Raw genomic sequence first — 14,674 nt, 5'->3', positions numbered from 1 at the left:
GCGATATGCCATCGTCCATTCAAAGTATTTTTATAACTGAATATTTATAATTAAAAAGTAAAATATAGATTTGGAAATGGCTGTTGATTCGGAGTTCATTCCGTCTCAATCCGTGAGAATTGCCTGTTCGATAATTGGACAACGGCACAGTTAGCGCTGTGACTCGCGTTACAATGAACGAACAACGGGACAAAATCCCTTTCGATCAAGAGCCAATTTCTACGCACGGCGGGCAGAGTGCCTAGCCGGGCAAACAATAATAAATTATGCAAGGAGTGCATATTATGGCAGCACAAATCTGGTACGAAGACGACGCCGATCTCTCCGTTCTCGACGGCAAGAAGGTCTGCATCATCGGTTACGGTTCGCAAGGTCACGCTCACGCGCTGAACCTGCGCGACTCCGGTGTGGACGTCGTCGTCGGCCTGCGGCCTACCTCCAAGTCCGTTGAATACGCCAAGGAGCAGGGCCTCGAAGTGAAGTCCGTCGCCGACGCGGTCAAGGAAGCGGACATCGTGATGTTCCTGGCTCCTGATCAGTATCAGGGCACGATCTATAAGGAAGAGGTCGAGCCCAACCTGAAGCCGAACGCTGCGCTCGCCTTCGCACATGGTTTCAACATTCGTTACGGTTACATCAAGCCGGGCAAGGGCCACATGACCTTCATGGTCGCCCCGAAGGGCCCGGGCCACATCGTCCGTCGTGAGTATGTCGCCGGCCGTGGCGTGCCGGTGGTCGTCGCCTGCGAGAACGACGACAAGGGCGACGGCTGGGCCATCACCCTCGCTTACGCCAAGGCTCTGGGCGCTCTGCGCGCCGGCGCCATCAAGACCACCTTCAAGGAAGAGACCGAGACCGATCTCTTCGGTGAGCAGGACGTGCTCATGGGCGGCGTCAACCACTTGGTCGAGACCGGTTTCGAGGTTTTGACCGATGCCGGCTACCAGCCGGAGATCGCCTACTTCGAGGTCTGCCACGAGCTGAAGATGCTCGTCGACCTGATGAACGAAGGCGGCCTGAACAAGGCTCGTTGGTCCTGCTCCGACACCGCTCAGTACGGCGACTTCACCTCCACGGTGATCGACGAGCATACCCGCCACAACATGGAGCATCAGCTCCAGCGCATTCAGGATGGCTCCTTCGCCAAGGAATTCATGGACGACCAGGCAAAGGGAGGCCCGCACTTCAAGGAACTTCAGGAGAAGTACAGCCACGAAAAGATCGAGACCGTCGGCCCGAAGCTTCGTTCGATGTTCTCCTGGCTCAAGGGCAAGTCGGCCGACGCCGACGAGAACGAGTCCTTCAACGGCGACATCGCCCGTACGCAGGTCCAGAAGTGAGCTTGCTGAAGGTTCTCGTTGTGGCCGACTGAGCGTTTTCGCTCGTTAGGTTTGAGGATTTCGAGAATGTAAAGGTTGCCATCGGGTTTCGACTCGGTGGCAACCTTTTTATTGCTCGATTATTGCCTTTTTCTTGCTTGAATGGGTCAAAAACATGTACCGCTGGCCGGTGTGTAGCTGGGCGAATAACTATACAGTTTCGTAGGTTGAAACTTGCGTTGCATTGTATGGCGTCACAATGGTGTGACGTACTTAACAGTAGATAAAAAATATTAAAACGGAATAATGGCTTTGGTGTAATGCTGAGGCGTTCTCCCATATGCGTAAGCGGTAATTAGACAAATTTATATCAAATGCTATATGCGAATGTAGGCGTCATCTCGCGCAATATTAGGCAAAACACGAAGGCAATATCACGATACGCTTCTTAGGCATAACAAAAAAGAAAAAAATTTGTACCAGCGCAAAAGGCACCGCAAGTGCCGACAAGAGGCAACGCGCAATGTTCTAAGGAAATGGCCATGACCAGACGTAACGAATTCAAGAAGCAGTATCACTTCGCAAGGAATCGGGATATTCTTTCAAGCGAGCATGGTGATTTCACGGACATAAGGGGAAACGTTGCAGGCAAACAGCGCAACTTCGCGAAAGAAAAGGCAAATGCAGGGGGTAAGCAAGGGATCCTTTCCCGTCTCGGTTCCTGGAAGCACGTCCTCTTCATGGTCGTCATTTTCATCTGGGTTGCGCTCGGTAGCTTCGCGGTGTTCAAGGCGCTGAATACCGAAACCATTGTGACGGAGGATCCGCAGACGGTTTCCGCGATTTATCAGCAAAAGCAGGCTGACGTCGACAAGGCCGCCTCCCCGGTTCCCGCCGTGTGGTTGGTGAAGTAGGAGAGCGACTTTGCTATCAAACTAAAAGTTCTGTTAGTCTATTGACAGAACTTTTAGTTTAGGCACTGAATTGTTAGTCAACTGACAAAACTTTGCGTTTGAATATAAACTTGTCGGTCTATTGACCGAATTTGTATAAAAGTGAATAATCGGTCAGTCTATTGACCGAATTTTGGGTATTGACTCATGATTTTCAGATTAAAAGAGATCGTCATGGGAACCGGTTCTGGTCAGAACGAGTTGCAACTCGGTTTTCTTGATACGGTAGATGACCAGCCAATCGCCTTCAAGGTGGATTTCGCGGTAGCCTTTCCACTCTCCAGTGAGTGGATGATCGCGGTATTTGGTGCGAAGCAGGTCTTTATTCTGGCCCATTAGCGCACTCACCGCGGCTCTCATCGTCTCTGGATTGTAATGTTTTCGTACGAGAGCCTTGAAATCGCGCTTGAATTGCGATGTACGGAAAACCGAATCAAGCATGGTTCAAATCCTCCATCAGGTCGTCTACTGATTGGAAGGTTTTCCCTTCGTGATGTTCGGCCTGACCGCGAGCGGCGATGTTTTCAGGCTTGTCGCGTGTGACTCGAAATGGCATGGCGTTGTCGGTGATTGACTGTCGCAGGAAAATATTGATAGCCGTTGAGAGATCCATGCCCATCTCGGCGTATAACTGCTTGGCCTGCTCCTTGATGGTTTTGTCGGTTCTGAAGCTGATGGTCGTCGTAGTCATGTCGTTTCTCCTTGATTGCTTGCAATGTAATAACAATATCATAACAATGCAAACAATTAAAGAATGAAAAATTGACAGCGAAATCAACTTAATGAACTAGTGGCCGGCTCTCGCAGCGATTGCTTCTGCGAGAGCCGGCCACTATATTCCTATCTGCTTTGACGCAGCTTAAGCGATTATCGGTCAGAAATATTTCCCTGAATTGGCAATATTTTACTTGGCTGCGTTTGCCTGTGCCTGTTCCTTCTGATGCTTCAGCACCTCGGGGCGGGCGGAGGAGACGTCCATGTCGGCGAGTTTGACGATATGGGTGTGGTGAGTGAACTTGAAGCCGAAGTAGAGGATGGCGACGAGGATGACGCTGAAATAGGTCATCAGCAGCTCGCCCCAGTTGCCGGAGGCGAAGGCCGGGATATCCTGGCCGCAGATCACGACCAGGCAGATCACGATGGCCAGAATCGGGCCGAACGGGAAGAGCTTGGCGTGGTACTTGAGCTCCGAAAGCTTGTGGCCCTGCAGCTTGAAGGCGCGGCGGAAGCGGAAGTGGCTCAGCGCGATGCCGATCCAGGAGATGAAACCGGTGAGGCCGGTGGCGGTGACGAGCCACATATAGAACTTCGGGCCAAAGATACTGCTCGAGAATGCCAACGCCTCGATGCAAAGCGTGGTGATCAGCGCCGCCAGCGGAACGCCGCGCTTGGTGGTGGTGCCGAGGAATTTCGGCGCATAGCCGTCCTTCGCCATGCCGTAGAGCATGCGGCTTGAGGCGTAGGCGCCGGTGTTGACGGCGGAGAGAATCGAGGTCAGGACCACGGCGTTCATAATGCTTGCGGCCCCGGCTAGCCCGGCCTTTTCGAAGACGATGGTGAACGGCGACATGGCGATGTTGCTGTCCGAAGCGCCGAGCAGGTTCTTGTCGGTGTACGGAATGATTGCCGCGATAACGAATATCGAAAGCAGATAGAACAGGACGATGCGCCAGAAGACGTTGTTGATGGCTTTCGGCACCGCTTGGCTTGGGTTCTCGGATTCGCCCGCGGTGACGCCCACGACTTCAGTGCCTTGGAACGAGTAGCCGGCGATGAGGAAGACCGCCATGATTGCCGGAACGCCGCCGATGAACGGACCGCCTTTATAGGTGAAGTTCCTGAAGCCGATGGCCGGTTGGAACATGATGCCGCAGATCATCATCAGGCCCACGACGATGAAGATGATGATGGTGACCACTTTGATCAGCGCCAGCCAGAACTCCGTCTCGCCGAATGCGGAGACCACGAAGGCGTTGAGGCAGAAGATGATGACGAGCATCGTCAGGCTCCACACCCAGCCGGGCGATTTCGGGAACCAGTACTGCATCAAAAGCGCAGCCGTGGAAATGTCGGTGGCGCCGGCGATGGCCCAGTTGAGCCAATAGTCCCAGCCCATCGCGAAGCCCAGCGCGGGGTCCACGTATTTGGAGCTATACACCGCGAAGGAACCGGAAACCGGCATGTTCGTGGCCAGCTCGCCAAGGCTGGTCATCAGGAAGTAAATCATGATGCCCATGGCCGCGTAGGCCACGAGTCCGCCGCCGGGGCCGGCTTCGGCGATGGTGCCGCCGGAGGTCATAAAGAGGCCTGTGCCGATGCACCCGCCAAGCGCGATCATTGAGATGTGGCGGGTCTTGAGCTTGCGGACGACGTGGTTGCGGCCGCCTTGCTTCTGGGGTTTGTTGGCTTGAGTATTGCTGCCGGATGCGGCGTTAGCGTTGTTGTTGTTCATGCTTTGGCCGCCATTGCGAGGAGAGATGCCGAAGTCATTGCCGTTGTGTTGCCGTGACTAAGACCGTGTGTGCGGTTGTGTTGATTCGATGCGGCGTTGATGTTGTCTGCATTGGCCATGATGTTTGCGCTTTTTGCGCGATCCGTGCTGCGGGCGGTGTCGACGATTCTGATGACCGTGCCGTGATCGAGCATGTATCTCATGCCTGGGCCGCTGCTGTCCCCATTGCTCGTAACGTTACGTATTGCTGTGCCCGACTCGCTGGTCATGTGGCGCTCCTCTTTCACGGGATTCCCTGCTCGTGTATTGCATATCGCGTCCTTCGGCGCGATGTTTTGACGGAAATAAACCCATGGGCCGTTCGACCGTGATTGGCGGTTGGAATTTGCGGCTCGTTTGAAAATTCCCTCAACATGTCGAAAGTGTAAGAGCGTAAAAGGATATTTGCGTTAACTGGTTCAGGATTTGGCGAAAGAGTTCCCTGATTTTTCGGATAGATGCGTTTCTGTGGTTTGTCTGAAACATGGGTTTGGCTTATTTTGTGATGCAGATTTTCATTTTTACTGTGAAATAGTCCACTTTATGAGATACTGACCGAAACTTTTGCATTTGGCCTGAAAGTGGTGATAAACGCTGAAATGTCGCGTGGCTTATTCGGGAATGTCCAATTAATTTTGTCATTTTTTATTATAAGTTGTCATTTTGCGGGCAATAAACCCCGTCAAGCGGGCCTTTGAAACCTTGATGTCATCTCTTGCGGCGTACTCTATTCACTATTGCGCGTGTAAGCAGCAGGAAGCGAAGGGAAGACTATGACACAAATGGATGAGGGCAGAAATGCCGCAACCAATGCCGATACCAACGCCAAAGCTGTAAACGATTCGTCGGCAAGCAACACCTCGAACGTCAGCGGCGGCAGCGCCGGTGAGAAGACCAACCAGCTCGAACGCGGCCTAAGCAACCGGCACGTCCAGTTCATCGCCATCGGTGGCACCATCGGCACTGGCCTTTTCCTGGGCTCCGGCAAGTCGATCGCGCTGACCGGTCCCAGCATCATCCTCGTCTACATTCTCGTCGGCCTGATGATGTTCCTGTTGATGCGGGCCATCGGCGAGCTGATGTACCACGACCCGAACCAGCACACGTTCATCAATTTTATCGGCAAATACCTCGGCTCCGGCTGGGGGCATTTCGCTGGCTGGACATACTGGATCGTTCTCATCCTCATGGGCCTCTCTGAGCTCACCGCGGTCGGCACTTACTTTGTCACCTTCTTCGACACATTCGGCTTCAACCTGCAAAAATGGCAACCCTTTATCGAGGTCTGCTTCCTCGCGGCGCTCGCGATTATCAATCTCATTGCGGTGAAGGCGTTCGGCGAGACGGAATTCTGGTTCTCGATGATCAAGATCACCCTGATCGTCGGCCTGATCGTCACCGCCATCGTCATGGTCATCATCGGCTACCACTATCCCGCCGTCCAGATTCACGGCCTCGACCACGTCAGCCCCGCAGGCCACGCCGGACTCGACAACATTTTCAAGGGCATTTCGCTCGCCCCGAACGGCTGGCTGGCCCTCCTGATGAGCTTCCAGATGGTCTTCTTCGCCTACGAGATGATCGAGTTCGTCGGCGTCACCGTCTCCGAGACGAAGAACCCGCGCAAGGTGCTGCCGAAAGCCATCAACGAGATCATCATGCGAATCCTGATCTTCTACGTCGGCGCGCTCATCGCCATCATGCTTATCGTGCCATGGCGCACGTTCAAGCCGAACAAGGACGGCTCCTTCGCCTCCCCGTTCATCATGGTCTTCCAGTACGCGGGCCTCAACTGGGCCTCGGCGCTGGTCTTCTTCGTGGTCATCACCGCCGCGTCCTCGGCGCTCAACTCTCTGCTGTATTCCGCAGGTCGCCACCTCTTCCAGCTTGCCGAAGTCTCCTCTTCGCCCATGCTGCGCAAGCTCGGCGTCGTTTCGAAGCGCAGGGTTCCGGCACGCGCCATCGTGGTCTCCGCCTGCTTCATCCTTCTATCGCCGATTATCAACGCCATTCCCAAGGTCTCGAACGTCTTCGTGCTCTTCTCCTCGGCCTCCAGCGCCGTGATCATCTTCGTCTATGTGCTCACGATGATCGCCCACCAGCGCTACCGCCGTTCCGCCGATTTCGAGCCCGACGGTTTCGTGATGCCGGTCTACAAGGTCACCAACACGTTGACGATCATCTTCTTCGTGTTCATCTACTGCACGCTCTTTCTCTCCTCGGATACGCGCGGTTCGGCCATTGCCGGGCTGATTTGGCTGGTGCTTTTCGGCGGTTACAGCCTGATTCGTTACCGTGGTAAAGAAGCCGAGCTTCTGGTCTGAAAGAAGAACGGCCGACATTCTCAAATATGGTGTGTTAGAACGTTTGATGGAGTCGGCATCTCTTGTCTCAGGCAGATTATGCTGTGAGCATGAATTATTTTTAAAAGGTTTTAAGCAATTTTGAGTACTTTGAAAGTGTTGCAAATGTTGGGTTTTCTGATAATTATTATCGGAAAATAAAAACAAAAACGTTGGAAATATTGGTTTTGGAATTGACAAATTGAAATACAGTATTACCTTTAAATATATTGGTGTTGGGAAATCTTACATCAATGTAGTTTGTGCAACGATAGCTGATTCGAAATCGGATCAGAAGCTATTCCGGTTTTCCGGAAAAGTGATACAATATAACTATCTGTAACACAGATATTCACGAATATAACGGAGGTAGGAAATGGCTAAGGCAGTTAAAGCACAGCATGGAGTTCGTCAGCTTCAGGAGCGCACTTGGTGCGTTCGCGCGACCTCGGAGCTGGCTGATTGGGTTCTTTCGGGCGCAGCCGACGAAGAGGTTCGTCCTTCTGCACTCATTCGCGAGGCGGTTGGCGAGTATCTGAAGCGCCATCACGCTGATCTTCGTCCGGTCGCTAAGGCCTGAGTCCGGATTTAGGTTTCCGAAACTTTTTGCGTCTACGTGTAGATTGCGTTGGCGCCTGCCACTCGTCGCTTGATGCGGCGGGTGGTTTTTTATTGTCTCTGCGAAAATTTCTGACGATATGATGTTCTTCACATTTGGTGAAATACTAATAGTGTTAGCTATTAATGGGTGTTAGTATTGCGTAAGCAAAATTGACAGAAACGGGATAGTCATGGGATTCGAACAAGAAGCGCTTCAATCGCTGCGTGATACGGTGCATGGCAACAAATCGGCCATGTGGCACCAAGTCGAGGGCGCAGGCAAAGGTGAGCCGTTTGTGCTGCGCCATCTGCTCAAACACGGCACGCAGACTCCCTCACGTCTGGCCGAGGCCTTGCACGCCAGCTCCGGCCGGATTTCGGCATTGCTCGGCTCTATGGAGAAAAAGGGCTACGTCACGCGGAAAATTGACGATCATGATCGCCGCAATATCCTCGTTTCGCTGACGCCGAAAGGCACCGCTCAGGCCGAGCACGACCGCGATGACATCGATTCTGTGGTGCGCTGGATCTTTTCTCAGATGGGGGAGCGCCGCACCCGCGAGTTCGTCGACCTTGCGCAGGAATTCATGACCTATATGTCGGTGTGCAAGCCCGGCGCTCCCAGGCCCACCGCCGAAGAAGTCAACAAGGCGTTCGCTGTCAAGCGTGAGCAAGACGATAAACAACAAATACTCGATAAATAAAGGGTTGATATTGCCTTTGCGCCAACGATTCCTACGCGTTGGGTGAAAAGCAGGCATCATCCAGCGGCCACGAGTATTGTACGTTCAGTCAATAAAACATCTAACATCGTTAATCATTATGGGTGCTCGGTAATTACGACTCCGGGGCCAAGAAACACACGGAAGGGGATTCATGCTTCGCATCAGCAAATATCTCTCCAAAACGGAGATCGGGCAGATGCTGCTGAGCCTTGCGTTCATCGCAGGGCAGGTCTTTTTCGACCTGAAGCTGCCGGACTACATGTCAAAGGTCACGGCGCTCGTCGAGACGCCGGGCAGCGAGATGATCGACATCTTCAAAGAGGGCGGCAAGATGCTGCTCGTCTCTCTGGGCTCGGTGATCTGTTCCATCGTCGTCGGCTACTTCATGGCCCGCGTCGGCGCCTCGTTCAGCCAGCGTCTGCGTTCGCTTGAGTTCCGCAAGGTCGAATCCTTCGGCCCGGCCGAGATGAGCAAGTTCTCCACGGCCTCGCTGATCACCCGCTCCACCAACGACATCACGCAAATCCAGATGTTCATCACCATGGGCTTGCTGCTGGTCTTCCGAGCGCCGATTATGGCCGTCTGGGCCATTTTCAAGATTGCCGGTAAGGGCTTCGAGTGGACGGTGGCCACCGCCATCGCGACTGCGGTCATGCTGGTTTTCGTCATTATCATCATGATTGCGGTGATGCCGAAGTTCCGTTCGATGCAGCGCCTGACCGATAACATCAACGCCGTCGCCCGCGAGAACCTCACCGGCCTGCGCGTCGTGCGCGCCTACAACGCCGAGGATTATCAGGAAAACAAATTCGCCAAGGTCAACGACGATTTGACCAATACCCAACTGTTCACCACCCGCGCGATGGCCGCGATGAACCCGGTCATGTCGAGCGTGATGAACGGCCTGGGGCTGGCGATCTACTGGATCGGCGCCTACCTCATCAAGGACGCGAAGCTGCCGGCCACCAAACTCACCGACTTCTCGAACATGGTCGTCTTCTCCAGCTACGCGATGCAGGTCATCATGGCCTTCCTCCTCTTGAGCATGGTCTTCGTGCTCTGGCCGCGCGCCGACGTCTCCGCCCAGCGTGTGCTGGAAGTGCTCGATACCGAGCCGAGCGTCAAGAACGGAACGCTGACGAAAGGCAAGCCCGGCGAGACCGGCACGGTCGAATTCCGCAACGTTGGCTTTGCCTATCCGGATACCCGCGACGAAATGCTCAAAGACATCAGCTTCACCGCGAAGAAGGGGCAGACCGTCGCTTTCATCGGTTCCACCGGTTCCGGCAAGTCGACGCTCGTCAACCTCGTGCCGCGTTTCTACGACGCCACCGAGGGTGAGGTCTTGATCGACGGCGTCAACGTCAAGGACTACGACATCAAGGATCTGCGCGACAAGATCGGTTACGTGCCGCAGCAGTCGGTGATGTTCAAAGGCACCGTCGCGTCGAATGTCAGCTACGGCGACCGGCCCGGCGATGCGGAAACCGTCGAGGTGGCCGACACGTCAACCGCCAAGGGCCGCAAGCGCGAACTGGCGCTGATCGCCGGCGAAGACAAGCGCGACGAACTGACGCCCGAGCAAATGGCGAACGTCCGTGAGTCCAGCGAGGTCGCCCAGGCCGACGAGTTCATCGAGCGCATGGACGGGGAGTATGAAGCCCCCATCGCGCAAAGCGGTTCCAACGTCTCCGGTGGTCAGAAGCAGCGGCTTTCCATCGCCCGTGCCGTCTACCGTCACCCGGAGATTATGGTCTTCGACGATTCGTTCAGCGCGCTCGACTTCAAAACCGACCGTGCGGTGCGTGACGCCCTGAAGAAAGACGCCGCCGAGTCCACCAAGCTCATCGTCGCCCAGCGTGTGGGCACGATCATGGACGCCGACACCATCGTGGTGCTCGACGACGGCAAGGTCGTAGGCGAAGGCACGCACAAGGAACTACTCAAGACCTGCAAGGTATATAAGGAGATCGCCGAGTCCCAGCTGAGCCCCGACGAACTGGCCGCGTAATCTCGCGTCTACTGCTTGAAAACGGCATCTGGCGCTTGCTCAGAGTCCGTTCCCCTGCAGGATTGTGTAGATGCTGCTGGTAAACGGCTTCTCATTCGGGCTTAGAGTCCGTTTCCACGCAGCACGGCCAACGCTGTGCTGGTAAACGGACTTTGGCCCGCGCTTAGAGTCCGTTTCCCAGCACCAATGAAATCGAAATTGAAACAAACAAAACGTAAGAATCAATAGGAAAGTAGCCAAAATGCCAAGAATGAGGGGACCGGTCGAAAAGCCGGCTGATTTCGGCGGAGTGATGCTCAAACTGGTGCGTTACTGCCGCAAATACCTGCCCGTCATCATCATTGCGCTCGTCTTGGGCGCCGCCGGCACCATCTGCCAGATCATCGGGCCGGATCAACTGAAGAACATGACCAACGCCATCGCCAAGGGCCTGCCCGCCCTGGTGCACGGCAAGCCCGTGATGGGCGCGGTCGATATGGGTGAGGTCACGCGCATCGCATGGCTTCTGGTCGGTCTCTACGCCGGCTACGCCATCTTGGGCTACGCGCAGCACTGGATGATGGCCACCGTTACCCAGCGCATCGGCCAAAGCCTGCGCAAGTCGATCTCCGACAAGATCAACAAGCTGCCGCTCAAGTACTTCGACCACACCAGCTTCGGCGACGTGCTCTCGCGCATCACCAACGACGTCGACGCCATAGGCCAGACGCTGGGGCAGTCGTTGGGCATGCTGATCACCTCGATCACGCTCTTCGTCGGCTCGCTCGTGATGATGTTCTACAACAACGTGCTCATGACGCTGTGCGCGATTGGAGTTTCGATTCTTGGTGTCGTCATCATGATGCTCATCATGCACTATTCCCAGAAATACTTCGCCCGCCAGCAGATTGCGCTCGGCGACGTCAACGGTCACGTGGAAGAAATGTACTCCGGCCATATCGTCGTCAAGGCGTACAACGGCGAGGCCGACTCCATCCGCCGCTTTGAGAAGTACAATAACGACCTCTACGATTCCGCGTGGAAGAGCCAGTTCCTCTCCGGCCTGATGGGCCCGATGATGAACATGATCGGCAACCTGAGCTTCGTCGCGGTCTGCATTGTCGGCGGTGCGCTCGCCATCAACGGCAAGATCGAGTTCGGCGTCATCGTGGCCTTCATGATGTACGTCCGCCTCTTCACCCAGCCGCTTTCGCAGTTCGCGCAGGCCTTCCAGAACCTGCAGCGTTGCGCCGCCGCTTCCGAACGCGTCTTCGGCTTCCTTGAGGAGCCCGAGATGAGCGACGAGTCCAAGAAGCCCGCGCTGCTCGGCCGCGACCCCAAGACCGGCAAGCCCACGCGCGTGCGTGGCGACGTCGAGTTCAAGGACGTCAGCTTCGGCTATGAGCCCGGAAAGCCGATCATTCACGACTTCTCGGCGTCCGTGAAGGCCGGCCAGAAGGTCGCCATCGTCGGCCCGACCGGTGCCGGCAAGTCCACCATGGTCAACCTCCTGATGCGTTTCTACGACATCGACGGCGGGGCCATGTATATCGACGGCATCGACACCTCCACGGTTCCCCGCGCCAACGTGCACCAGCAGTTCTCGATGGTCTTGCAGGACACGTGGGTCTTCCGCGGAACGGTCAAGGAGAACGTCGCCTACGCCAAGAAGGGCGTCACCGACCAGCAGATCGAGGACGCTTGCAAGGCCGTCGGGCTTGACCATTACGTGCGTTCGCTGCCGCAGGGGTACGACACCGTGCTTGACGACAATTCCTCGCTTTCGCAGGGCCAGCGTCAGTTGCTGACGATCGCCCGCGCGATGGTGCAGGATGCTCCGATCCTGATTTTGGACGAGGCCACCTCGTCGGTCGATACCCGTACGGAGGAGCTGATTCAGAAGGCGATGGACGACCTGACCGTGGGCCGCACGAGCTTCGTGATTGCGCACCGTCTCTCGACCATCAAGGACGCCGACATGATCCTGGTGATGAACCACGGCGACATCGTCGAACGTGGCACGCATGACGAGCTGCTGAAGAAGGGTGGCTTCTACGCCGACCTCTACAACAGCCAGTTCTCGACGCTGGTCGCGTAAGCACCCGCTGCCGTCCGTTTTTATCAAGTCCGGAGTGCGCATCGGCCCGCCAAGCTGTTTGCTATTTGGTTCGGTTTGAGGACAAGGCGCTTTATATAACAAGATATAACAAGAAGCCGTTTATTGCGAGGTTACTCGCAGTGAGCGGCTTCTTCGTTTCCGTCAATGGCTATCGTTCTGGACTTACCATCAACTTGCCACTTAACTGACCACATTGTTCAGTAGGTGTTCAGTAGGTGTCAAGTTCAATAAGTGTTGGAATTTGGCGGTTTCTGTTCGTTATTTGCGGAAATGCGTCATGGGCTGACTGCTTAACTGACCACCTAACTGACCACATTGTTCAGTTAGGTGTTCAGTAGGTGTCAAGTTGGTGGTCAGCTTGTCCGGCGATGGCGGATCATTCATGCCCAGCAAGACGATAGCGCTGCTTGGGGCTTCTTGCAGGTTCCGTCGGCTCGATCACCTTTTGCTTGATTAACGCTCGCAAGTGGTTATTGATGGTTGTTTTCGATAGGCCGGAAGCCTCCTTCAGCTCCCTTGCAGAAACCGATTGATGCGTCTGCAGCATTTGGCGTATGGCATGTTCGACGTCGGTTCCGGAATCGGGCCTGGCCTCTTCCGCTGTGATTCTGCGTTTGTCCATGGTGAGGCTGAAATACGCTATGGAATCCTTCGGACGAGGTGGCGCCATGAAGGCCTGCTGAAGTTGATCCTCAATCTCCCGATAACCCGTTCCTCGGTTCTCGACGACATAGCCTCCACCCGGGTAAGGCGTCGTTTCGAGAATGTTGGAAAGCCATTGGTTCCTAGAGGCCGAGACGCCCTCTTTGCCAAGGGTCCGTATGGTCACTGCTCCGAACAAGCCTCCTGGGTTGAGGATTTCCAACCGGTCCGCATAAAGGTTCACTTGTACCTGTGAGCCGCGTGAATCCGGGGAATAGTCGCGATGCATAAGAGCGTTGGATATTGCTTCCCTTACTGCGCCAGCGGGGTAGTCGGCCACATCTTTACGGAAAGCGCCTTCGATGACAGCGCCCGTTCTGCTGTTTCGTGCCACTGCCGCCAATGTATCCGCCACCATGGCAGGTATCGGGCCGATGATGGTTTGCGTATCGAGAAAACGTCGGCCGTCGCTTGTCCGCTCGGTTTTGGTGGTTCCAGGGAAGGCGGTGAAGGTGACGTTGAGTCGGGGGAAGAACTTCTGTGGGAATTCGCCAAGCGCCAGCAATCCTGCAAGCGTCGGGTGCACACGGCCGCTCGTGTCCTTGCGCAGGACGTGAAGATCCAGCAGAATGGTCTCGTCGCTTTTCGCGCCCAGAATGCGTGGATGCAATTCGCGTTGCCGATCGATGAACCCGGTAACGAGCTTTTTGTCGAGGTCTTTTGTCGTTGCATTCTCGACGATATCGTCATCGAAGTTGGGTTGCGTCTGTTCTTCTAGAAGCCTGTCTATTTCATAGTTGCTCAGCCTCATATCCCCGTCTCCGGTGCGGATGAAAGAACCTTGGTATCGGCCTCTTTCCGTAATAAAACAGGGTTTGTCTTTCGGCTGTATTTCAGGGATTTCCGCACATACCACCTGAGAGCCATCAAGAGGAAGTATGGTGACATTCGGACGTACGACGGGGGTCAGTTTGTTGCATTGGGAAATCAAGGCATCTCGCATCTTCCGGGCATTGAAATCGGGGGCAACGGTGAACCCGTTTCTTTCCGAAACCCCGAGCACGATGACGCCGCCATCGCCGTTGGAGAATGCGGAAAGGGTCTCGACGAGGGTCTTGGGGATTTTACTGACGCTTTCCTTGACCTCGCAAGTCTGGGTATCGCTGCCGATTTGTCTCATGGAAGCAATGAGCGATTGGAGTTCGTCTTCGTCCATATTGAAATTTCGCCGCCCGTCGTTTAACTTGACACTTAACTTACCACTTAACTTACCACATTGTTCAGTAAGTGGTAAGTTAAGTGTCAAGCTTGGTAGCGTTGGAATTTGGCGGTTTCTGTTCGTTATTTGCGGGAATGCGTCGTGGACTGACCGCTTAACTTGCTGCTTAACTGACCGCTTAACTGACCGCTTAACTGACCACATTGTTCAGTAGGTGTTCAGTAAAGTGTCAAGTTCGGGCGGCATCTGCGGCGAGGGGCTGATGCGGGAGGGA

General features: G+C 54.9%; 12 protein-coding genes. 7 read left to right on the top strand and 5 right to left on the bottom strand.

All coding sequences use genetic code 11. The features are described 5' to 3' along the window. Positions 1 to 284: 284 nt before the first annotated feature. Together ilvC and OZX67_RS09160 are read left to right on the top strand one after the other, a co-directional pair. Positions 285 to 1,340 (top strand): ketol-acid reductoisomerase, encoded by a 1,056-nt coding sequence (gene ilvC / locus OZX67_RS09165; protein WP_277142821.1) that lies wholly within the window; start codon positions 285 to 287, stop codon positions 1,338 to 1,340. A gap of 521 nt (positions 1,341 to 1,861) precedes the next feature. Beyond that, positions 1,862 to 2,233 carry a hypothetical protein gene (locus tag OZX67_RS09160; protein WP_277142818.1) on the top strand — a complete coding sequence of 124 codons (372 nt, stop codon included), beginning with the start codon at positions 1,862 to 1,864 and terminating at the stop codon, positions 2,231 to 2,233. 198 nt (positions 2,234 to 2,431) lie between these two features. On the opposite strand, the gene OZX67_RS09155 is transcribed toward OZX67_RS09160, so the two are convergent. The 4 genes from OZX67_RS09155 to OZX67_RS09140 form a co-directional block, all read right to left on the bottom strand. Further along, complete coding sequence (locus tag OZX67_RS09155) at positions 2,432 to 2,713, bottom strand: type II toxin-antitoxin system YafQ family toxin (RefSeq protein ID WP_277142816.1); 282 nt, start codon at positions 2,711 to 2,713, stop codon at positions 2,432 to 2,434. Beyond that, positions 2,706 to 2,963 carry a type II toxin-antitoxin system RelB/DinJ family antitoxin gene (locus OZX67_RS09150; protein WP_277142814.1) on the bottom strand — a complete coding sequence of 86 codons (258 nt, stop codon included), beginning with the start codon at positions 2,961 to 2,963 and terminating at the stop codon, positions 2,706 to 2,708. The genes OZX67_RS09155 and OZX67_RS09150 overlap by 8 nt, the downstream gene beginning before the upstream one ends. 213 nt (positions 2,964 to 3,176) lie before the next feature. Beyond that, positions 3,177 to 4,724: an amino acid permease gene (locus tag OZX67_RS09145; RefSeq protein ID WP_277142812.1), complete on the bottom strand. Its 1,548-nt coding sequence runs from the start codon at positions 4,722 to 4,724 to the stop codon at positions 3,177 to 3,179. Then, entirely contained in the window at positions 4,721 to 4,993 is a 273-nt protein-coding gene (locus OZX67_RS09140; protein ID WP_277142809.1) for a hypothetical protein, read from the bottom strand. Before OZX67_RS09140 ends, OZX67_RS09145 begins: the two co-directional genes overlap by 4 nt. A 552-nt stretch (positions 4,994 to 5,545) precedes the next feature. Between OZX67_RS09140 and OZX67_RS09135 the strand changes: the two genes are divergently transcribed. The 5 genes from OZX67_RS09135 (at position 5,546) to OZX67_RS09115 (ending at position 12,518) form a co-directional block, all read left to right on the top strand. After that, positions 5,546 to 7,087 (top strand): amino acid permease, encoded by a 1,542-nt coding sequence (locus OZX67_RS09135; protein ID WP_348519627.1) that lies wholly within the window; start codon positions 5,546 to 5,548, stop codon positions 7,085 to 7,087. A gap of 394 nt (positions 7,088 to 7,481) precedes the next feature. Beyond that, positions 7,482 to 7,685 carry a hypothetical protein gene (locus tag OZX67_RS09130; RefSeq protein WP_277142805.1) on the top strand — a complete coding sequence of 68 codons (204 nt, stop codon included), beginning with the start codon at positions 7,482 to 7,484 and terminating at the stop codon, positions 7,683 to 7,685. Between the two features lie 211 nt (positions 7,686 to 7,896). Then, positions 7,897 to 8,409, top strand: a complete 513-nt coding sequence (locus tag OZX67_RS09125; protein WP_277142801.1) for a MarR family transcriptional regulator — start codon at positions 7,897 to 7,899, stop codon at positions 8,407 to 8,409. 172 nt (positions 8,410 to 8,581) lie between these two features. After that, on the top strand, positions 8,582 to 10,441 hold the full coding sequence (locus tag OZX67_RS09120) for an ABC transporter ATP-binding protein (protein ID WP_277142799.1): 1,860 nt from the start codon (positions 8,582 to 8,584) through the stop codon (positions 10,439 to 10,441). Positions 10,442 to 10,682: 241 nt separating this feature from the next. Beyond that, positions 10,683 to 12,518: an ABC transporter ATP-binding protein gene (locus OZX67_RS09115; RefSeq protein ID WP_277142797.1), complete on the top strand. Its 1,836-nt coding sequence runs from the start codon at positions 10,683 to 10,685 to the stop codon at positions 12,516 to 12,518. 397 nt (positions 12,519 to 12,915) lie between these two features. Here OZX67_RS09115 and OZX67_RS09110 read toward each other — a convergent pair whose 3' ends face one another. Beyond that, a complete protein-coding gene (locus tag OZX67_RS09110; RefSeq protein WP_277142795.1) occupies positions 12,916 to 14,397 on the bottom strand; it encodes an ATP-binding protein in 1,482 nt (493 codons plus the stop codon). Positions 14,398 to 14,674: the final 277 nt, after the last annotated feature.

It is taken from the genome of Bifidobacterium sp. ESL0728, assembly GCF_029392015.1.
Lineage (GTDB): Bacteria > Actinomycetota > Actinomycetes > Actinomycetales > Bifidobacteriaceae > Bifidobacterium.
Note: the sequence above shows the minus strand (reverse complement) of the source record. Positions and strands in the feature narration are given on the sequence as shown.

Coding starts and splice junctions, on each gene's coding strand:
- OZX67_RS09145 (WP_277142812.1), bottom strand. CDS start 4,724: ATGAACAACAACAACGCTAACGCCGCATCCGGCAGCAATACTCAAGCC.
- OZX67_RS09160 (WP_277142818.1), top strand. CDS start 1,862: ATGACCAGACGTAACGAATTCAAGAAGCAGTATCACTTCGCAAGGAAT.
- OZX67_RS09125 (WP_277142801.1), top strand. CDS start 7,897: ATGGGATTCGAACAAGAAGCGCTTCAATCGCTGCGTGATACGGTGCAT.
- OZX67_RS09115 (WP_277142797.1), top strand. CDS start 10,683: ATGCCAAGAATGAGGGGACCGGTCGAAAAGCCGGCTGATTTCGGCGGA.
- OZX67_RS09140 (WP_277142809.1), bottom strand. CDS start 4,993: ATGACCAGCGAGTCGGGCACAGCAATACGTAACGTTACGAGCAATGGG.
- OZX67_RS09155 (WP_277142816.1), bottom strand. CDS start 2,713: ATGCTTGATTCGGTTTTCCGTACATCGCAATTCAAGCGCGATTTCAAG.
- OZX67_RS09150 (WP_277142814.1), bottom strand. CDS start 2,963: ATGACTACGACGACCATCAGCTTCAGAACCGACAAAACCATCAAGGAG.
- OZX67_RS09135 (WP_348519627.1), top strand. CDS start 5,546: ATGGATGAGGGCAGAAATGCCGCAACCAATGCCGATACCAACGCCAAA.
- OZX67_RS09130 (WP_277142805.1), top strand. CDS start 7,482: ATGGCTAAGGCAGTTAAAGCACAGCATGGAGTTCGTCAGCTTCAGGAG.
- OZX67_RS09120 (WP_277142799.1), top strand. CDS start 8,582: ATGCTTCGCATCAGCAAATATCTCTCCAAAACGGAGATCGGGCAGATG.
- ilvC (WP_277142821.1), top strand. CDS start 285: ATGGCAGCACAAATCTGGTACGAAGACGACGCCGATCTCTCCGTTCTC.
- OZX67_RS09110 (WP_277142795.1), bottom strand. CDS start 14,397: ATGGACGAAGACGAACTCCAATCGCTCATTGCTTCCATGAGACAAATC.